Origin of the sequence: Pseudoalteromonas sp. NC201 (genome assembly GCF_002850255.1) — a bacterium.
Classification (GTDB): domain Bacteria; phylum Pseudomonadota; class Gammaproteobacteria; order Enterobacterales; family Alteromonadaceae; genus Pseudoalteromonas.
Genome location: NZ_CP022522.1, coordinates 2,816,588 through 2,834,240, shown reverse-complemented (window position 1 = coordinate 2,834,240; position 17,653 = coordinate 2,816,588). Strand labels below are relative to the sequence as shown.

Here is a 17,653-nt window from a genome sequence, read left to right as displayed (position 1 = left end):
TCCCTTAGTTAGACGCTGGCTTCGTAGCCTTCATCTACAAGTAGGTTTGGACCTGAAGCCGCTTCACGCGCTAAGTCATCAACAAGCTCATTATATTTATTTCCAGCGTGGCCTTTTACCCAGCGCCATTGGATCGTGTGTCGGCTGGTGGCAGCGTCCAGTCTTTGCCATAAATCGACATTTTTTACTGGTTGTTTGGCTGCGGTTTTCCAATTGCGCTTTTTCCAGTTTTCAAGCCAAGACTCAATGCCTTGCTTAACATATTGGCTGTCGGTATACAGAATGATATCGCAGGGGCGCTTTAATGTTTCGAGTGCAACAATAGCCGCAAGCATTTCCATTCTATTATTGGTTGTGAGTTTATACCCTGCACTCATTTCTTTTTCATGTCCTTGATAGGAAAGGTAAACACCATAACCACCTGGACCTGGATTGCCTAAACACGAGCCATCGGTATAAATCTCTACGGTTTTTTGCACTGAATTGCCTATTTTTATGTAAAATGTGCGAATAGGGCAAAATAATAGCAAAGTTAAGCGAGCAACGATATGCACACACGGCAAATAGTACTGGATACAGAAACCACAGGTATTGATCCTAAAGCAGGGCACAGGATCATTGAAATTGGTTGTGTTGAGCTAGTCAATCGCAGACTAACGGGGAATAACTTCCACGTATATATCAACCCTCAGCGCGACATTGAAGAAGAAGCCATTGATGTTCACGGTATCACCAACGAATTTTTACGTGATAAACCTTTTTTCCATCAAATTGCGCAAGAGTTTTTTGACTATATTAAAGGAGCTGAGCTTGTCATTCATAACGCGCCGTTCGACGTCGGCTTTATGGATCACGAGTTTGCTAAGTTAAATCAAGGCTTTCCGGCAACCCATGACTATTGTCAAGTGCTAGATACTTTGGTGATGGCAAGGGATCTTCATCCGGGCCAGAAGAACAGCCTAGATGCGCTTTGCCGTCGCTACGATATCGATAACTCAAAGCGTACGCTGCACGGCGCTTTGCTGGATTCCGAGATCCTTGCTGATGTTTACCTGTCGATGACGGGAGGCCAAAAAAAGCTGAATTTGGCAAATCAAAATAAAGGTGATCAGGCTAACTCAGCCGGTGGCATTATTCGTTTAGACAGCAATCGTCCTGCACTTAAAGTTTTACGTGCTTCTGCCGATGAAGAACAAGCACATACAGAACGTTTAGAGCTTGTAAACAAAGCTTGTGGACAAAGTCTGTGGCAACAATTATGAATATAATCGGTATCGTTGGGGTGGAGTAGACGCTTAACTAGGGGCTTTGTCCCAAAAAAAGATCACTCAGGCCATCAACGCAATGTAGGGTTAATACATGAATCTAAAACAGCTTATCTTGGGGTTTGTACTGCTAGTAAGTACGGTTGTTGGCGCTCAAACACCACAGATAACGATGTTGCAGCGGGACGGTAAGGTAAATGAAATCCCTCTTTTAGATAACCGTTTTCGTATTGATTATAATATTGAAGAGATCACTTTACTGTTTTTTCGCGCCCCAGGCGCTCCCGCCGTGGTACTTGTGAAGCCTGATGGTAGTAAATATTATGCGACCAGTTCACTGGATAATGATGCACTACGATGGTATGACGAAGTCAGTTATGACTTGATCATTCTAAAGAACCCAACGCCAGGCCCTTGGCAAGTCATCGGACAGATCCAAAAAAACAGCCGCATAATGGTGCTTGGTGACATTGAACTCGAAGTTGAAGCTTTGCCCCCGCTATTATTCCGTGGTGAAGTGCTGAAGGTAACAGGGCGCGTGACTAATGATGGCAAACAGATAGATGTGGGTTACTTCCGGGATGTCGTGACTTTGTATGTGGAGTTCTCTAGTACCAATAACGATGAATATGCCAACTTTGGTGCAGGTACGCAAAGCGTGACCGACTTTAAAGATGATGGCCGAGAGTTTGATGAAAGACCCTTGGATGGAATTTTTACTGGTGAGTTTAAATTAAACTTTCCTGCGGGAGAGTGGCAGCCTGAATTTTTCATAGAAACGCCCATTCTAAAAAGAAGAGTGATCAAATCACCTATTGTTATCGCTGAGCCGCCATTCAACTTTGAATTGATGCTAGCGGGTGAAAACGAGCTTGAACATGGCCTTACTATTACGATAGACGACACGGTTGTGAAACCTGAGACCATATTGCTACAGGGTAAAATCTTTTACCCTAATGGTGAAGAGCAGATGTTTACCTTAGATGCAGAAGAACGGCTTTATCGTCAGCTGCCAATCAAGAATTATGATTGGGGGCGTTATAGTGTAGAAATCTCCGTATTTGGTGAAAATATCAATGGCCGTGAGTTTATGGCAACGTTGCCAAACTACAATTTTGAAATTGAAAGACCCATTGAAAAAGTGCCTGAATTGGAAGCCGCTGCGTTACCGGCAGTGATACAACCCGAGCCAGAACCAGAGCCGACTATAAGTACAGCGCTATTAGTCAGTATTATTGTTGCTGGTAACTTAGTTGTATTATTGCTCGGTTGGTTAGCCATTCGTGTTCTGGTGCAAAAAAAGCCAATTAGACTAAAAGTACCAATGCCAAAGAATCCATTTAAGAAAACCGAAGAAGTCATTGATCTTGATGATTTAGGACCATCTGAAAATAACGCAGCAGGGAATGGTTCAAAAAATGATAAATCAGGTGATATTTTGAACCTTTCAATGAAAGATAACTAAAAAACACGGTTTTTTTTCAAAAAACGGTTGACTCATGAGGGGGTCATTCGTATTATTCACGCCGCTGTCAGGGAGCACACCTTACAGCAAACACTGCAAGAATATGACGCGGAGTGGTAGTTCAGTTGGTTAGAATACCGGCCTGTCACGCCGGGGGTCGCGGGTTCGAGTCCCGTCCACTCCGCCAAATTTCTTCGTGGTATCAATAAGTCGCGCTGGAGTGGTAGTTCAGTTGGTTAGAATACCGGCCTGTCACGCCGGGGGTCGCGGGTTCGAGTCCCGTCCACTCCGCCAATACTTATTACAAACGTGCATTTGCTTCTTATGGAGTGGTAGTTCAGTTGGTTAGAATACCGGCCTGTCACGCCGGGGGTCGCGGGTTCGAGTCCCGTCCACTCCGCCAACACTTCGAAGCAAAAAATGCGAATACTCAGTGGAGTGGTAGTTCAGTTGGTTAGAATACCGGCCTGTCACGCCGGGGGTCGCGGGTTCGAGTCCCGTCCACTCCGCCAATGTATCGCATAACTATATTCAAGCTTTATGACAGCTTGTTTACTCGCTGGAGTGGTAGTTCAGTTGGTTAGAATACCGGCCTGTCACGCCGGGGGTCGCGGGTTCGAGTCCCGTCCACTCCGCCAACACTAAAACGAGTAAAATAATGTCATTAAGATATCTCTGCGGAGTGGTAGTTCAGTTGGTTAGAATACCGGCCTGTCACGCCGGGGGTCGCGGGTTCGAGTCCCGTCCACTCCGCCATTTAAGATATCTTGCAAATCTATCACTGCGGAGTGGTAGTTCAGTTGGTTAGAATACCGGCCTGTCACGCCGGGGGTCGCGGGTTCGAGTCCCGTCCACTCCGCCAGTTTGCAATTTCTCTTCTCATATTTCAATTACTTACCTCCTAATTTTCTTTTTCTATTGTATTGTTATTTGATCCTGTGATCAGATGATCACCATTTGGTGACCGTGGGCGTTTAAAAATGGTATTCATTGGTCACGAGAATGCGGTTTGGTTTTCATGATCAACTTTGTTTTTTCTTAGCATATCTATCTTTTATCTTTGTTTTATTTCTCTTCATTGTTACTCGCGAATTCAAGTCCGAAGTGCACCACTCGCTAAATTAGGCTGCTTTGCGTAATTCATTGAATATCACCACAGGTTGCCTAAACCCTATACATTTTCTCGGCCTCGCATTGAGCGCCCGCTCTATATGCGCAATTTGCTTGTCTGTCACCGTTCGTAAATCTGTTCCTTTGCGAATATATTGACGCAGCAGACCATTAAAGTTTTCATTCAACCCTCTCTCCCATGAGGAGTAGGGGTTAGCAAAATAGATATCGGTTTTTAGCTTATCTGAGACATATTCATGCTCGCAAAACTCACTCCCATTATCTGCAGTTATCGTATGAACATGACGTCGATAGCGCCACAGCATGCCTCTCATCGCTCTGCTCACTTGCGCTGCACTTTTTGCTGGAACGTTGCGTATCAGGTAAAACTTACTTGTACGTTCGACCAGACTAACGATTGCACCCGTGCCATGCTTGCCAAGTACAGTATCCACTTCCCAATCACCAAACCGTGTTTTAATGTCAACAATCGCAGGTTTATGCTCAATGCCAACCCGATTTAGGATGATGACACGTTTGCTTCGGCAACCTTTACGATAACGTCTGTGCCCTTATTCGGGGAGGACTCAGAGGGCGATTAACAGAGCTTGACCATAGGCAGCAATACATTGATTTAATTCAAGAAGCAAAACAATCGGGTTGCGCTGTAGAGAAAGCTTGCAGAGAAATGGATATCAGCTTGAGAACGTATAGACGATGGTATCAGCAAGGCATAGTACAAACAGACAAACGCCCAGAGGCAGAGCGTCCAGTGCCAAGTAATAAACTAACCGTGCATGAGCAACAAGCCATTGTTGATGTTTGTAATGAGCCTGAATTTGCTAGCTTACCGCCTTCACAGATAGTGCCTAGGTTGTTAGATAACAATATCTATCTTGGCTCAGTGTCAAGCTTCTATCGTGTGCTTAAGGCTGAAAACCAATTACATCATCGTGGTCGCAGCAAAGCACTGAGAAAAGTGGCTAAACCCACGAGTTTTACAGCTGCTACACCGAATGAAGTTTAGTCATGGGATATAACTTACCGTGTGCCCGGAGTTCAGGGCTAACAAGGATGTTTTAAATTGAACCACGAACCTGTCTGAAATCGATAAATATATTGGCCGGAGCGCTCGTAGTAGTGCGAGGTGGGGAAAGCCCACTACATGGCGAAGGGGCGCAGTAAGCTCAATTTTGTTTTACCTTGAACTCTTGATTGTTTGACTGTTTATTTAGTTTGGTTGGTTGTTGTTTTTATGTTAAGCATGAGGGGTGAACTGAAAGTAAAATGTGATTTTTTAGTAGTAAAACTTAGAAAGTTGGGTATAATTCCGCGTCTCGAAAATTAAAAGGATATGCAAGCATGATGGATGATATGGACGTAGTTAAGCAACCAAATGATGTTTTGGAAGGGAAATCTTGGTTATCTTTTAGAAAAAGAATTGATGATGAAATCTTAAAAGAAATGGACAAGGTTCGTTTTTTAAATATCTATCAACCGATTTGTGATGCTCTTCAAGGTGGTAAACGTATTCGAGCGATTTTGGTTCTCATGGCCAACCAAGTATATGACAAACCTCAAGAATCTGCTTCTGATGCAATGAAAGTTGCTGTTGCTATTGAAATGTTACACGCGGCAGCGTTAGTACATGATGATATTATGGATAATTCTGATTATCGTCGTAATGAGCCAACAATTTACAAAAAATATGGTACCGATACTGCCATTTTGGCTGGTAACTTTCTTATTAGTCTGGCATTTAAATTGGCTAATTCTGTTAAGGCAAAATATGCTGCAGGTTGCAGTTTGTATTTGTGTGATATTTGCATGGAATTAGTTGATGGTCAGCTATTGGATATTAATGCTTTTGATACCGAAGATCTCGATAGTTATTATAAACTCATTGATGGTAAAACTTCCTCGATTATCTCTCTTCCGATGAAAATTCTTGGTGTGATTAATGAAAATGAACAGCTTAGTCAGCATTTGTTTGATTACGCCCGAGAAGTTGCTCGTATTTTGCAGATTCTAGATGATTTTTATGATGCCTTTATTGGTGATGAGAAAACAAGTAAAACGCCGGGGCTTGATCGGTTAAATGGTAAAAAGACTATTGTGGATTTGGTCAGTAACAAAGATGACTTAAAATCAATGACCAGAACACAAGTGAAAAAGGCGATTCAAGTGACTCTTGCTGAACATCGAGAGGCGGCACATGCTCTTCTTGCTCGAATCGATACTCCAAATACTCAAGCGCTGAGTGACTTAGATGCTTACGTTTGGCATATGTTGACTAAGTATACGATTTAGTTTGTGAGTATTATATCTGGTTTTGTCTATGCTTTTTAAACGTTTAAAACTTAGTTTTTCTTACTCCAAACATATTCGGGTATTGTTTGTTTTCGCTTTGCTAATTAGTTTAATTGGCTCGTTTACGGCGTTTTTTACCCAGTATCTTATCGATAGCGTTATTCCGTCGGGGGATATGCGATTTTTGCTAATCTTCTTAATGTTTTATGCTTGCTACGAAACTCTAAATTTGACTATCGGGTATTTGTCTAGAAGTTATCGAGTGGTGTTAGAAAAATTTCTCGATTACCATCATTTAGATAAGTATTTGGTGGCCTTACTTACGGCCAAAATCCCTGAATTAAACAGTTATAAGAAGGGCAGTTTGATTCAGAGGATTTATGATGCTCAGAATATCAAAAAGTATTATTTAACTTTGCAAGTTGATATCGCCGTTAGCTTTTTGACCATCTTTGTTCTTAGTTCGATTATTTTGTATATGAGCCCTCTGATAGGTTTGGTGATGGCTATCAGTTTGGGGTTGTTGGTGGTGATCTACCTTAAAGCCGTTCCTAAAACTGTTGAGTATGAAACCCAGCGTTTTCAAATTAAATCAGATTTTTTGTCTGTAGTCGATGATATTGTTGATGGGCGGGAAACTATCCGCGCTAATAATTATAAAAGTCAAGTCTTTAAACGATGTACTGCTCGTATGGAGGATTTTCTCAATCGTGAGCGGGATGTGTCGTTTTTACAGCAAAAAATTCAAACTAGTACTTCTGTCGTCCGTACTGTTAGCAGTATTGCTATCCGAGCAATTGTGGTGATAAGTATTTTGTCTTTAAATAAGTTCACTTTAGGTGAAATGTTGACTTTAATGGCATTTTCTGAAATTTCGATGAAAACCACAATGCAAATATTGATGTCTTTTATGCAATTGAAGCGCACTAGTATAACTCTAAAGCGTTATCGGGAGTTTTTGGATAGTGTCAGTATCAATGAAAAGGAGTTGAATGATAAACCTGTTGAATGTCAGCCAATTGAGCAAGTAAGTGTTTGTGGTCTTAAGGTTGGGGTTAATGGTAAGGCTGTTTGTGATGTACCTGATACTACCTTTAAACTTAATCGAATTTATAAATTGGTTGGTGCTAATGGTGCAGGTAAAACGACTTTTTGTAAGTCGTTGGTCGGTTTGTTTGACCCCATTGATGGCGAATTTTCTTTTAAAATTGGCGAGCGTTTGGTTAACTCAAACCGTCGTATTAACCATTGTGCGGCGTACTTTCCCCATGACATTCTGTTTACTACTACGCTGTGGGAAAACATTACTTTAGGCCAAGCAATCGAACAAGAAACGGTCGTTGATTTACTTAAGAAAATAGGTCTATGGTCTGTAATTGCAGCTTTGCCGGAGCAATTGCATACGCAAATTAGTGATAGGGTGAATCCTTTTTCTGAGGGACAAAGACAGATTATCTTGTTTTTGAGAGTGTATTTGTCGAATAAGCCTATATTGGTGTTTGATGAGGTGTTTCGTGGTTTAGATAAGCACACTAGTAAGATTGTTGGTGAGCTTATTAATCAGAAAACAAACTGTATCATTCTTTATGTTGCCCATGATTTTACTATTGATAGTGAACGCAGTGAACTTCTGACGTTAACTAAACGTCTGTCGGATAGTAAACAGACTGATAAACGCAAGGATGTGGCATATGCATGAGGTCAATGACAATATTCACGGTGAATTGAGAAAAGCTCGCTCTAAGTTGTTAAAAGTGACTTTTTGGTTATTTTCTATTGCATTAGTGGCGTCATTGGCGGTAACGATTCAATTGCGAGTGGTGCTGGAAGAAGCGTTTATTTATATCGTTCCCGAACCTGTCCTTCATTACGCTGAGCGAGATATTATTATTGATCAATATCAGGTGCCTGATGGGAGTAAAGTGGTGTCCGATATGTCTATGTACCAAGCGGAAAATATTCAGCTTAAGGATCAGTTGGTTTTGCTTCGGCAAGAAGAGATCCGCGATCAAGTGCAAGCGCAGGCTTTAAAGCAGAAAATAGAGCAAACTCGAAGTTCGGTGGCTATGCTCAGTCAGTTTGAAGAGGTTGAAGTCAAAAGTATAAAGGCTGAGATTATCATGATCGAAGACCTGCTGGTTAGGTTGAAGCAAGAATTGACTTTACTTAATAAGGATTATCTTAAGCAATCGACCTTTGTCGAAGGAGTGACTAATTTAAGTCATATCTCTAAAGACCGCAAAATCCGCTATCAACAGGATTTATTCCATAAGCGAGCGGAAATCATTGAGATGGAGCAAGATATTCATCAACAACAGCTGAAATTGGCGCAATTAAAAAATCAACAAAGCCAACAACAGATAGGTTTAACCCGTCAGCGCGATATGGCGGTGACTTTATCTGTATTGGAAAACGAAGCTAAAGTGTTTGCCGATAGCCTAAAACTTAAAGAATTAGAGTTAGCGCAATTGGAAAAAAATCATAACCGCTTGCAGGGCAAGGCTGAAGTTGATGGCCGAGTTGAGTTTGAAAGTCTCAATGGCATTCGCAAAACCCAATATAGAAAAGGCGAATTGGTTTACACCATCTACCCTGAAGGACAGCACTTTGTTACCAAAGGTTATGTCGATGAAAAGCACATTCTCGATATCGCCTTGGGTAAAGAGGTTGAAGTTAAACTCAGCGCATATAATTATCTTAAGTATGGTTCTATTAAAGGAAAGGTTAAAACCATTATGGGAGTAAAGGATGGTCGTGCTGAAGTGATTATTGATATTGTGGATATGAAAGACTTTAAGTTAGTTCATGGTAATTCAACTCAAGCCTTTATTACCCTTGAAGGGGTAAAACTCTATGAGTATGTGTTTGGGATTTTCTTCCCGTATATCGTTTAATTTGTCATTGATAATAAGGAATAGTCCATGGATAAATATGTTTCTGATGCGCTTGAGCGCATCTTGGATGCGACACCTGTCCGCAATCAAGTATCTCAACAGGTTTGTGAGCATTTGCAAGAATACGGCCCTCTTATTAGTTCTGTATTGGGTCAGTCGGCTCAATACTTTTCGTCAAAGTGCATGGGATACCCATCAATTTGGTTTTTATTTCGTGTTTGCGATATTCCTCAAGAGCAATGGCCTGAGCGCATTGAAAGTGTGATGCAAAGTTTACTGTTTAGCTTGTCTACTAGTATCGCCGACGACTTTATTGATGGCGACGAAAGGGTCGGCGATAAAGATATGTATGTCTTTTACATCATGATGTTAGCAATTGCTGAAAGAAGCTGCGGTGAGAAAAGTCGTTTAGATAATATTAAGCAGACTTGTAAAGGACTCTACGACTCCATTATTCAAAGTAAAATAGCCCAAGCAAAGGGGGAAAATGGTGACGAATATGTTTCTACTGACCGCATCGGTAGTTTCTTCGCGATGATTGCCAGAGATTTTGTTGATGCTTTACCACAACAAAATGACCATAACCTCATTGAAGCGACCCGTTATTTCGGTCGTATTTGTTGTTTGATTGATGATGCCATTGATTTTACTAAAGATGTCGAAATCCAAGGTGAGAATATTATTTTTGAAGTTATGGATAAGGCGACTTTTGAGCAATCTAAATCTGACGTTCAAATCCGCATTAATGCTGCTTTGCAAGTTCTTGATAGGGAATACAGTACTTTGAGCAAACTGCTTGAAAGCATATGGAGTCAAGATTGTCAGCAGCAATTTGCTCAAATTCGTTTGGATATAGTTGATTACATTACTACTACTATGAATGCACAATAAGAGGACTTGAGGATGATTTTAATTGTATGTATGAAGTCCTGGGGAGAATTTGGGAATTTTCTGGCTGCTAAACAGTTGCAGGCGTTTTTGACTAAGACCTCGGGTCAGCTTGTGGATTTGATTGCTGGTGATGATTATATTGACAATTTTGTTCAAGTGGGTCAAGACATTAAGATGGCGGTAAAGAGTGCCGCTAATACTGATGAAGTATTTGATAATTATTTGAATATTGTTACCCGTTTAGATCATAGGGTGGCTAAGCAAACCGAAGAGCAAGATTTTTCTGAATATTTGCCTTTGCTTGAGGCGATTGAACAGCGTAAACCTACGACCGTTATCTGCACTAAAGGTGTGGTGGCTCGTATGTTAGCAGCCCAGAAAATTAAGAAAATGCCGGAACAATTATATAACTATGTGACTAATCACGGTCACTTTAGTATGGATGTTCACCGTAGTGCAATTGATAGCGGTATGAAATATCTGACTCGTTTACCTGCTGCAACTGAATATCTGCGCGATATAGTGAAAGTGCCTGCAACACAAATTCATGATTTTGGTTATATCTCTTCGGTGCAAATGGAAAATTTAGCTGATACGCAGCAAGTTAGTGAATTGACAGATGTGATTTTGGTAAGTAATCGCGGTGGGCGTAAATATACATTGTTGTATCAAGAGTTGTTGAAAAACACCAATTTAAACCTTCATTATATTGTGATCAATGATGCTGAAGAGCTGGCGGTAGCTGAACAAAGCGCCCGTGATTATCCGGGCCGTGCAAAAGTCCTTGATGGTCTGCAACAAAAGGATTTTTTAGCTTTAGTGGCCGAACTTGGTAAAAAAGGCACTGTGTATGTTGGTAAAGGTAGTATTAATACATTGATCGAAGCTGTACTTGGTAAGCAACCTGTGTTGGGTTTGCGTTCTGGATTGCCAATGGAAGAGTGGGGAGCACAGTACCTTGAGCAGCATCAACTTGGTTGTATCAGAGATGATTGGAAAGATATTTACAACAAGATTGCTGAGTTGGTTGACTCGCCACAGGCTTATTGTGAACTAAGAACCAATGTATTGAAGTATTTGGCTGGTGATTCGATTAATTTAAGGCCTAACTTAGCGTGGTTACAACCACCTACCGAAGAGCAAAAAGTTCTCGGGCAAATAGGTCAGTGCAAGGTTCAACTGATTGCTGGTCTTGAAGCTAAAATGTCTGAGCATCAAGTTGAGATGACAGATAGCGCTAAGGCAATGATGAATATGTTTGTTGATGCTCAGTTGACTGACAAAGTTGTTACTTCACCAGAGGATTTGGTGTTGCTGTTGCAAAAGCTCAATATCGAACAGATTAGTCAAATGTATATTGAGGAGTTTGGAGCTTTGCGCCTGACCACTAATCGGACTGTGCGTTTATTAGCAATGATGCATGAACAATGGGTTGCGGCCAAACAAGCGCAGGAAGCAGCATCATGTTGATTATGGGGGTTCACTCAATAGGTCATGACTCGGCTGTTAGCTTTGTTGAAAATGGAGAATTGATTTGGTCGATTGAAACCGAGCGATTATCTCGGGTCAAACACGATGGAAAAATTCAAACTACCCTGGATTATCTAAAAGAGCATAAGGCCGATTTGTTGCAAAGGGTCGATGTGGTTTCTTTTAGTACTCACGTTAGCAATAAGGTCGCAAAAATCGATGATTTTGAAACGTTGAATCAAGGTATTGACCAGCATAACTTCTATTTTGAGTCTAAAACTCTGATTACAGGAAAGTCAGTTAAATGTTTTGTTGTTGCCCATGAAATGTGCCATGCAATGGTTGGCTTTCAATATGCTAAACCTGCGGAAAAACAGCTGTGTTTTGTTAATGAAGGGCGGGGGCATTTTTCACGTAATTGTGTGGTTCGTCGTGATGGCAAACAATTAACTATTACTCATTGCAATGAATTGCCTTGGTTTGGCTCTGGTATGGGTTGGACTTCTCTTGCGGTTATGATGGGCATAGAAAAATCTCCTTCAGCTGCAGGCAAAGTGATGGGTATGGCGGCATATGGTGAATATGAACCGAGATATGCTGAGATGATTTTGGCTGCACCACATAATCTTTATGATTATTCAGTAGTTGAAAGACCTAAGTTTTTAGCTAAGTTGTTTAAACAATATATAGGGCAACCGACGTTTAAAGTTAAGGCTAATTTGGCGGCGACTTTACAACAATTGTTCGCTCAGACAGTGGTTGAGCATGTTAGTCACATTGTTACTGATGAGGACCTCTCAGTTTCCATGTCTGGTGGTTGCGCATTGAATCTTATGGTGAATACTCTGCTGTGGCAGCGCTATGGTGAACGTTATTCTGTACCTCCTGTTTGCAATGACTCAGGTCAAAGTTTGGGAGCGGCGATATTTGCCCAGTTACAATTGAAAGGTCATTTACTTGAGCCTGTGTCTGTATATAGCTGTGGTGAAAGCTATACAGTTGAGCGTGACTGGCTTGAAAAGCAAGGTTTTATTGTCGAGGACTATACAGCGCAAAAATTAGCAAAATATCTACACAATCATGAGGTTGTTGCTTGGTATCAGGGTAAATCTGAGATGGGACCAAGAGCTTTGGGTAATCGTTCATTATTTGCAAGTTGTCAGGCTCATGGAATGAAAGATAGACTCAATCATATGGTTAAGTCTCGTGAATGGTATCGCCCTTTAGCGGCGATAGTTGCTGAAGAGTCTTTGGCTAAAATCACCAATGATATATTTCCGTCAAAATATATGTTGTTTAATTATGATATTGACTCGGACTTAATCCCAGAGGCTACTCATGTTGACGGCACGTCGCGTTTGCAAATCGTTAGCTCAACAGATAATGCTAAAGTTCATGAGTTATTACTAGCATATGAAAAGTTTAGTGGTGTTGGGGCGTTGATTAATACTTCTCTTAATGGTCGTGGCAAGCCAATTTGTTTGACACCAGAAGATGTAATCAATGATTTTGCCGACAGAGATGTTGATGTTTATGTATTTGGTGATTTGATTGCAAGGAGGGGGCATTTTGTTTGAGTGCCAATATGATTTTAATCAAAAGCGGCAACATTATCTAGATAATGGTGTTGTTGGTTTCGAAAAATTAATAGGTGAAGATTTGCTTGAAAGACTTGAAGCTTGTTTTGACCGTATTATTGAAGGTAATTATTTAACAGGTGTGCCACCGACTAATCGCACTCATATGCCAAATGACTCATACGATAATTTGACCAGAATTTCTTGTCCGGCAATTGCAGATCCGCAAATGGTCAGCTTATTAATGGAAGCTGGAATTGGGGTTGTGGCCAATGCATTAAGCGAGAGTGATTTTGTTCAGGCTTGGGGTATTCAATTGATTAATAAGGTGCCCGGCGAGGGGCCTGAGTTTAATATCGGCTGGCATCAAGATGGACAATATTCTCCTTGGTTATTTGAAGGAGATTGGATCACCGCTCACATTACTTTATCTGATGTTAATGAAGATGATGCGCCAGTATTGTATATTGAAGATTCACATCATTTACCGACTTTCAAACAAGGTTTACATAAAGGACAAATTACTGGGCAGGCCTTTAAGGCTGATTTGTATGAGCATGGCTTGGTATTAGCTGAGCGTTTAAATGTACCTTGGAAGGTTAAGTATCATACTTCTAAGCGCGGTGATGTTAATTTTCATCACAGTCGTTTAATTCACGCTTCGGACAATCTACGCAGTGGTAAAACCCGTAAGACCTTTAGTATTCATATGCGTACTAGTCATAACCCGTTGGTGATCAACGAACCGTTTTTAATTCGGAATAATCCGCCACAAACTAGTTATTACTTGGACTTTGCCGATCAATTGATGTGTCCGGTAATTCATGGTGTTGCTACTGATTTGGTCGGTTTTGCTGCGCCTAAACAAACATTTGAGGAACTAAACTGTGTTTGATAAATACTATGATATGTCTGCTCATCAAAAGCAATTGAATGATACTGGCTTGGTAAAATTTGAAGGGCTACTTAACGAGCAAATGCTAGATAAGCTAGAGGCTTGTTATGACCGTATTATGGCTGGAGAATATGTTAGTGGTAATCCGCCACCTCGTCGTACTCACCCTCCGAAAGATTCAGAAAAATACCTTACTCGTGTTTCTTATCCTACTGTGGCAGATCCTGCTTTGGTTGGTTTATTGATGGAAGCTGGGATTGGGGTATTGTCTAGTCGCTTGATGAATAGTGATTTTGCTCAGGCATTTTTTATTCACTTGGTTAACAAGGTGCCCGGTGAAGGTTTAGAGTACAACATAAGTTGGCATCAAGACGGTCAATACGGTAAACATTTGTTTAGTGGTCACTGGATTACAGCTCATATCGCTCTTGAAGATGTTAACAGTGATGATGCGCCAATTCTTTATGTTGAAAATTCTCACCGACTTGAGCCGCTGAATAAGCGCGAAGTGTCTGGATTCAGTTTCCGTAAACCGTTGGATGAATTGGGACAGCAGTTTGCCCAAAAGACAGGTATTAAGTGGAATGTGGTGGAATATCTATCTAAGCGTGGTGATGTGACTTTTCATGATAGTCGTTTGATCCATGCCACTGATAATTTACTCTCAGGTCGTACCCGTAAAACTTTTGTATTGCATTTGCGTTTTGAGCATAACAAGTTGCTGTTTAGCGATCCTATTCATGTTACAAACGAGCCGCCACAACCGAATTTTTATGTTGATATAGCCGATTCGATCATGTGTCCAGTTTTACACGGTGTTGCGACAGATTTACCAGAGCGTCGGTTAAAGGCTGGATAAATTTGGTTTAAACGGATGAAAATAGTCTATTTTCTCGAAAGATTTCCGGAGCTGAGTGAAACCTTTATTCGCCAAGAAATATTGGGTTTGTTGCAGCAGGGGATTAGCGTTCGAGTGGTCACAGTAGCTTGTTCAGAACAGAGTAATCATGTGGATTTGGCTAACGAGCATCCGCTGTTGGCTCGGTGTGAAGTCGATGTTATTGGTGAGCAAGATTTAGTTTATTCAAAAGGGCGTATGCTTCGTTGGTTATTACATCCTTATTCTCAAGGTAAGTTTAAACAGCGCTGGGATAATTTAAATGCTAAACATTACCGCACTAAGTTACTGTATAAAATTGTTTCAGGTCCTAAGCGTATTGCGGCTGATGAGATTGTCATCACTCATTTTGGGGGAGCAGGCGTTATGGCGGCACAGTTAAAGCAGTTTGGCTATATACAAGGGCCGTTAGTTAGTGTTTTACATGCCTATGAACTTACTAAGCTTCCAGCGTTTAAAGATTTAACACCACATTATCATAAGTTATTTACTCAAGCGGATAAGGTGTTATCGGTCTGCCGTTTTATGCAAGATAAGATCACGTCTTTGGGCTGTGCGCGAGAGAAAGTTGATGTTATGCATATGGGAGTGAATATTGAACAACTAGCTCAATTGGCTGAGTACCATAAAATGGATGCGGGGTTATTGCGTGTCCTGTTTGTTGGTCGCCTGACTCAAAAGAAGGGGATACTGGATGCTCTTGAAGCTTTGGCCAGAGTTTCTAATCGAGTCAATTTTCATTTTGATATTGTCGGTGATGGCGAGTTAAACCTAATTTGTGAAAATTCGGTTAGAGAACTAGAACTTGAGGATCGAGTGACATTACACGGTGCTTTGGCCCATCACAAAACTTTGCAGCTTATGGCGCAAACTGATGTTTTGTTGTTGCCTTCTAAGACTGCGGATAACGGTGATATGGAAGGGGTGCCAGTAGTGTTGATGGAAGCTATGGCCATGAAAAAAGTTGTGTTGTCGAGTTTTCATTCGGGGATTGGTGAGTTGGTCGATGATGGTGAGAATGGTTTTTTGGTTGCAGAAGGTGATATTGAAGGGCTTTCGTTGAAGATTGAACTAATAGCTAATTTTACATCTGATATGCGTCTTCATATTGGGCAACAGGCTGTAGCTAAAGTTAGTCAATTATTTAACCAAGGCAAGCAATCTCATGCCTTGGCTAGTTTATTGCGAGAATTATGATGCAGTACGATATTGTTTTTATTTCATATGATGAGCTGTGTGCTGAGGATAACTGGCTAAATTTACGCAGACGTTTTCCAAAAGTTAAGCGGGTTCATGGTGTTGATGGTATTCTCAATGCGCATAAATTAGCAGCTCAAGCGGTTAGTGGTGAGTGGTTTTTTGTTGTTGATGGTGATAATAAAATTCATTCTGAGTTTGATTTTGCCTTACCTGAATCACAGTTGTGTGACGACACCACTTATGTTTGGCGTTGTATCAATTCGGTCAATGGGTTGTGTTATGGCAATGGTGGGGTAAAACTGTTTAATAAACGAGTTTTTGCTACGGTCGATGAGTTTTGGGGCGATATGACAATGTCGCTAAGTAAGCGATACAAGCCAGTGGATGTGGTTGCTTCTACCACTATTATTAATGCTAGCGCCTTTCATGCGTGGCGTGCAGCGTTTCGCGAGTCGGTTAAATTGAGTGTGCCGCGAAAGCGAGTGCGGGAAGAATTTATACGTCAACAACGCTTAGGACAGTGGTCCAATGTTAAAGAGGATGTTGAATATGCGCAATGGGTTGCACGGGGTTGTGTTGAAGGTATAGAGTTTTATCGTCAATGTAGTGCAACAGGAGAAGATCACGCTAGCTTCATTAACAACTTTAATTGGTTGCAACAGCGCTTTAATGAAAAATATTCCGAGGATCAAAGATGAAGAAGCTTGCTAACATACTGCTGATATTGGCATTGGTTGGTACAGTCATTGTTGGTTTTTTTAAAAGCCCTGAGTTTCAATTGCGCCACCAAGGTGATGTTGTTGCTTATCGTGGCGGTGGTTTGGTGGTGGACTATCTTAAACTCAAGCAAACTGGTTGTATGGCTCAAAGTATTACGGCAAGTGAAAGTGGTTTAATCGAAAACACGCTGGCGGCGGTTGAGCAACAAATCAAAAACGGTGTACGTAATATTCATTTGAATGTGCAGTTAACTCGTGATAACCGTTTGGTGGCGTTTCATGATAATGACTTGAGCTGTGCTACTGATGGTGAAGGTAAAGTTCACCAATTGACTTGGGAGCAAATAAAAGATTTAGATGCTGGCTACGGTTATACCCTAGATGGCGGCAAAACTTTTCCTTATCGCAATCAAGGATTAAGAATAGCTTTGTTAGAGACTTTAGTTACAGATCCAGATGTTACTTACTGGTTGAATCTAAAAACCACCGCTAAACGTGCATCGCGTATTTTGTTGGAGTTTATCGATACTTTAGAGCCTCAAATGCAGCAACAAATTGTACATATCGGCAATGCTCAGGTTGTGGATTATATTCATAGCCTCAATCCGCAAGTGAACAGTATTACCCAACGGGATTTAAAGACTTGTCTGATTGATTACGCGCTGGTTGGTTGGAGTGAGTCTTATCCTAATTCGTGTAAAAACCGCATCATTATTGTGTCACCTGAATTTGCTGAATACTTGTGGGGGTGGCCTGAACAGTTTGCTGCCAGAGCGCAACAGCATGGTAGCCGAGTTTATTTATGGACTAAACATCAAAGCTATCAACACAGTGATAATTTGTTGCTGCATGGTATTGGTTTAATTAGTGGCAACGCGCCTGCTGCTTTGTCCCAAGGTAGTTTATAGCTAGTTGTATTGTGATGCATAAGGTAGCCATAGGAATTCCAACTTATCAAC

15 protein-coding genes, 7 tRNA genes and 1 pseudogene are annotated in these 17,653 nt (G+C 41.1%); 21 read left to right on the top strand and 2 right to left on the bottom strand.

Annotated elements, in window-relative coordinates:
* Nucleotides 1-8 precede the first annotated feature (8 nt).
* The gene (gene rnhA, locus PNC201_RS12260) at nt 9-479 is read right to left on the bottom strand and encodes a ribonuclease HI (protein ID WP_010606636.1); all 471 of its coding nucleotides are present in this window, start codon (nt 477-479) and stop codon (nt 9-11) included.
* A 69-nt stretch (nt 480-548) separates the two neighbouring features.
* Here rnhA and dnaQ point away from each other — a divergent pair, with 69 nt between their 5' ends.
* The 9 genes from dnaQ (at nt 549) to PNC201_RS12215 (ending at nt 3,592) form a co-directional block, all read left to right on the top strand.
* Nucleotides 549-1,262 (top strand): DNA polymerase III subunit epsilon, encoded by a 714-nt coding sequence (dnaQ, locus tag PNC201_RS12255; RefSeq protein WP_102057213.1) that lies wholly within the window; start codon nt 549-551, stop codon nt 1,260-1,262.
* A gap of 97 nt (nt 1,263-1,359) precedes the next feature.
* The gene (locus PNC201_RS12250) at nt 1,360-2,730 is read left to right on the top strand and encodes a TIGR03503 family protein (RefSeq protein WP_102057212.1); all 1,371 of its coding nucleotides are present in this window, start codon (nt 1,360-1,362) and stop codon (nt 2,728-2,730) included.
* 110 nt (nt 2,731-2,840) lie between these two features.
* Nucleotides 2,841-2,917 (top strand) — tRNA-Asp (locus tag PNC201_RS12245).
* Between the two features lie 30 nt (nt 2,918-2,947).
* A tRNA-Asp gene (locus PNC201_RS12240) sits at nt 2,948-3,024 on the top strand.
* A 32-nt stretch (nt 3,025-3,056) separates the two neighbouring features.
* Nucleotides 3,057-3,133: transfer RNA gene (locus tag PNC201_RS12235), tRNA-Asp, on the top strand.
* 32 nt (nt 3,134-3,165) lie between these two features.
* Nucleotides 3,166-3,242, top strand: a tRNA-Asp gene (locus tag PNC201_RS12230).
* A gap of 49 nt (nt 3,243-3,291) precedes the next feature.
* Nucleotides 3,292-3,368 (top strand) — tRNA-Asp (locus PNC201_RS12225).
* Between the two features lie 41 nt (nt 3,369-3,409).
* Nucleotides 3,410-3,486 (top strand) — tRNA-Asp (locus PNC201_RS12220).
* 29 nt (nt 3,487-3,515) lie between these two features.
* Nucleotides 3,516-3,592, top strand: a tRNA-Asp gene (locus PNC201_RS12215).
* Between the two features lie 259 nt (nt 3,593-3,851).
* On the opposite strand, the pseudogene PNC201_RS12210 reads toward PNC201_RS12215, so the two are convergent.
* Nucleotides 3,852-4,412 (bottom strand): annotated as a pseudogene (locus PNC201_RS12210) (IS30 family transposase); the annotation flags it as partial.
* 128 nt (nt 4,413-4,540) lie between these two features.
* Here PNC201_RS12210 and PNC201_RS12205 point away from each other — a divergent pair.
* The 12 genes from PNC201_RS12205 to PNC201_RS12150 all read left to right on the top strand — a co-directional run bounded on the left by PNC201_RS12205 (nt 4,541) and on the right by PNC201_RS12150 (nt 17,602).
* Nucleotides 4,541-4,867 carry a hypothetical protein gene (locus PNC201_RS12205; protein ID WP_158299123.1) on the top strand — a complete coding sequence of 109 codons (327 nt, stop codon included), beginning with the start codon at nt 4,541-4,543 and terminating at the stop codon, nt 4,865-4,867.
* A 335-nt stretch (nt 4,868-5,202) separates the two neighbouring features.
* Nucleotides 5,203-6,150 (top strand): polyprenyl synthetase family protein, encoded by a 948-nt coding sequence (locus PNC201_RS12200; protein WP_102057210.1) that lies wholly within the window; start codon nt 5,203-5,205, stop codon nt 6,148-6,150.
* 28 nt (nt 6,151-6,178) lie between these two features.
* A complete protein-coding gene (locus tag PNC201_RS12195) occupies nt 6,179-7,849 on the top strand; it encodes an ATP-binding cassette domain-containing protein (protein ID WP_102057209.1) in 1,671 nt (556 codons plus the stop codon).
* Nucleotides 7,842-9,044 carry a hypothetical protein gene (locus tag PNC201_RS12190; protein ID WP_010606642.1) on the top strand — a complete coding sequence of 401 codons (1,203 nt, stop codon included), beginning with the start codon at nt 7,842-7,844 and terminating at the stop codon, nt 9,042-9,044. The genes PNC201_RS12195 and PNC201_RS12190 overlap by 8 nt, the downstream gene beginning before the upstream one ends.
* A gap of 27 nt (nt 9,045-9,071) precedes the next feature.
* Complete coding sequence (locus tag PNC201_RS12185; RefSeq protein ID WP_102057208.1) at nt 9,072-9,935, top strand: hypothetical protein; 864 nt, start codon at nt 9,072-9,074, stop codon at nt 9,933-9,935.
* Between the two features lie 12 nt (nt 9,936-9,947).
* On the top strand, nt 9,948-11,405 hold the full coding sequence (locus tag PNC201_RS12180; protein ID WP_102057207.1) for a hypothetical protein: 1,458 nt from the start codon (nt 9,948-9,950) through the stop codon (nt 11,403-11,405).
* Nucleotides 11,399-12,982 carry a carbamoyltransferase C-terminal domain-containing protein gene (locus PNC201_RS12175; RefSeq protein ID WP_158299122.1) on the top strand — a complete coding sequence of 528 codons (1,584 nt, stop codon included), beginning with the start codon at nt 11,399-11,401 and terminating at the stop codon, nt 12,980-12,982. Before PNC201_RS12180 ends, PNC201_RS12175 begins: the two co-directional genes overlap by 7 nt.
* Nucleotides 12,975-13,877: a phytanoyl-CoA dioxygenase family protein gene (locus PNC201_RS12170; RefSeq protein WP_102057205.1), complete on the top strand. Its 903-nt coding sequence runs from the start codon at nt 12,975-12,977 to the stop codon at nt 13,875-13,877. Before PNC201_RS12175 ends, PNC201_RS12170 begins: the two co-directional genes overlap by 8 nt.
* Nucleotides 13,870-14,736, top strand: a complete 867-nt coding sequence (locus PNC201_RS12165; protein WP_102057204.1) for a phytanoyl-CoA dioxygenase family protein — start codon at nt 13,870-13,872, stop codon at nt 14,734-14,736. The genes PNC201_RS12170 and PNC201_RS12165 overlap by 8 nt, the downstream gene beginning before the upstream one ends.
* A 15-nt stretch (nt 14,737-14,751) precedes the next feature.
* Nucleotides 14,752-15,972, top strand: a complete 1,221-nt coding sequence (locus tag PNC201_RS12160) for a glycosyltransferase (RefSeq protein ID WP_102057203.1) — start codon at nt 14,752-14,754, stop codon at nt 15,970-15,972.
* Complete coding sequence (locus PNC201_RS12155; RefSeq protein WP_010606649.1) at nt 15,969-16,673, top strand: hypothetical protein; 705 nt, start codon at nt 15,969-15,971, stop codon at nt 16,671-16,673. Before PNC201_RS12160 ends, PNC201_RS12155 begins: the two co-directional genes overlap by 4 nt.
* Entirely contained in the window at nt 16,670-17,602 is a 933-nt protein-coding gene (locus tag PNC201_RS12150) for a glycerophosphodiester phosphodiesterase family protein (RefSeq protein WP_010606650.1), read from the top strand. The genes PNC201_RS12155 and PNC201_RS12150 overlap by 4 nt, the downstream gene beginning before the upstream one ends.
* The last annotated feature ends 51 nt before the right edge of the window (nt 17,603-17,653 follow it).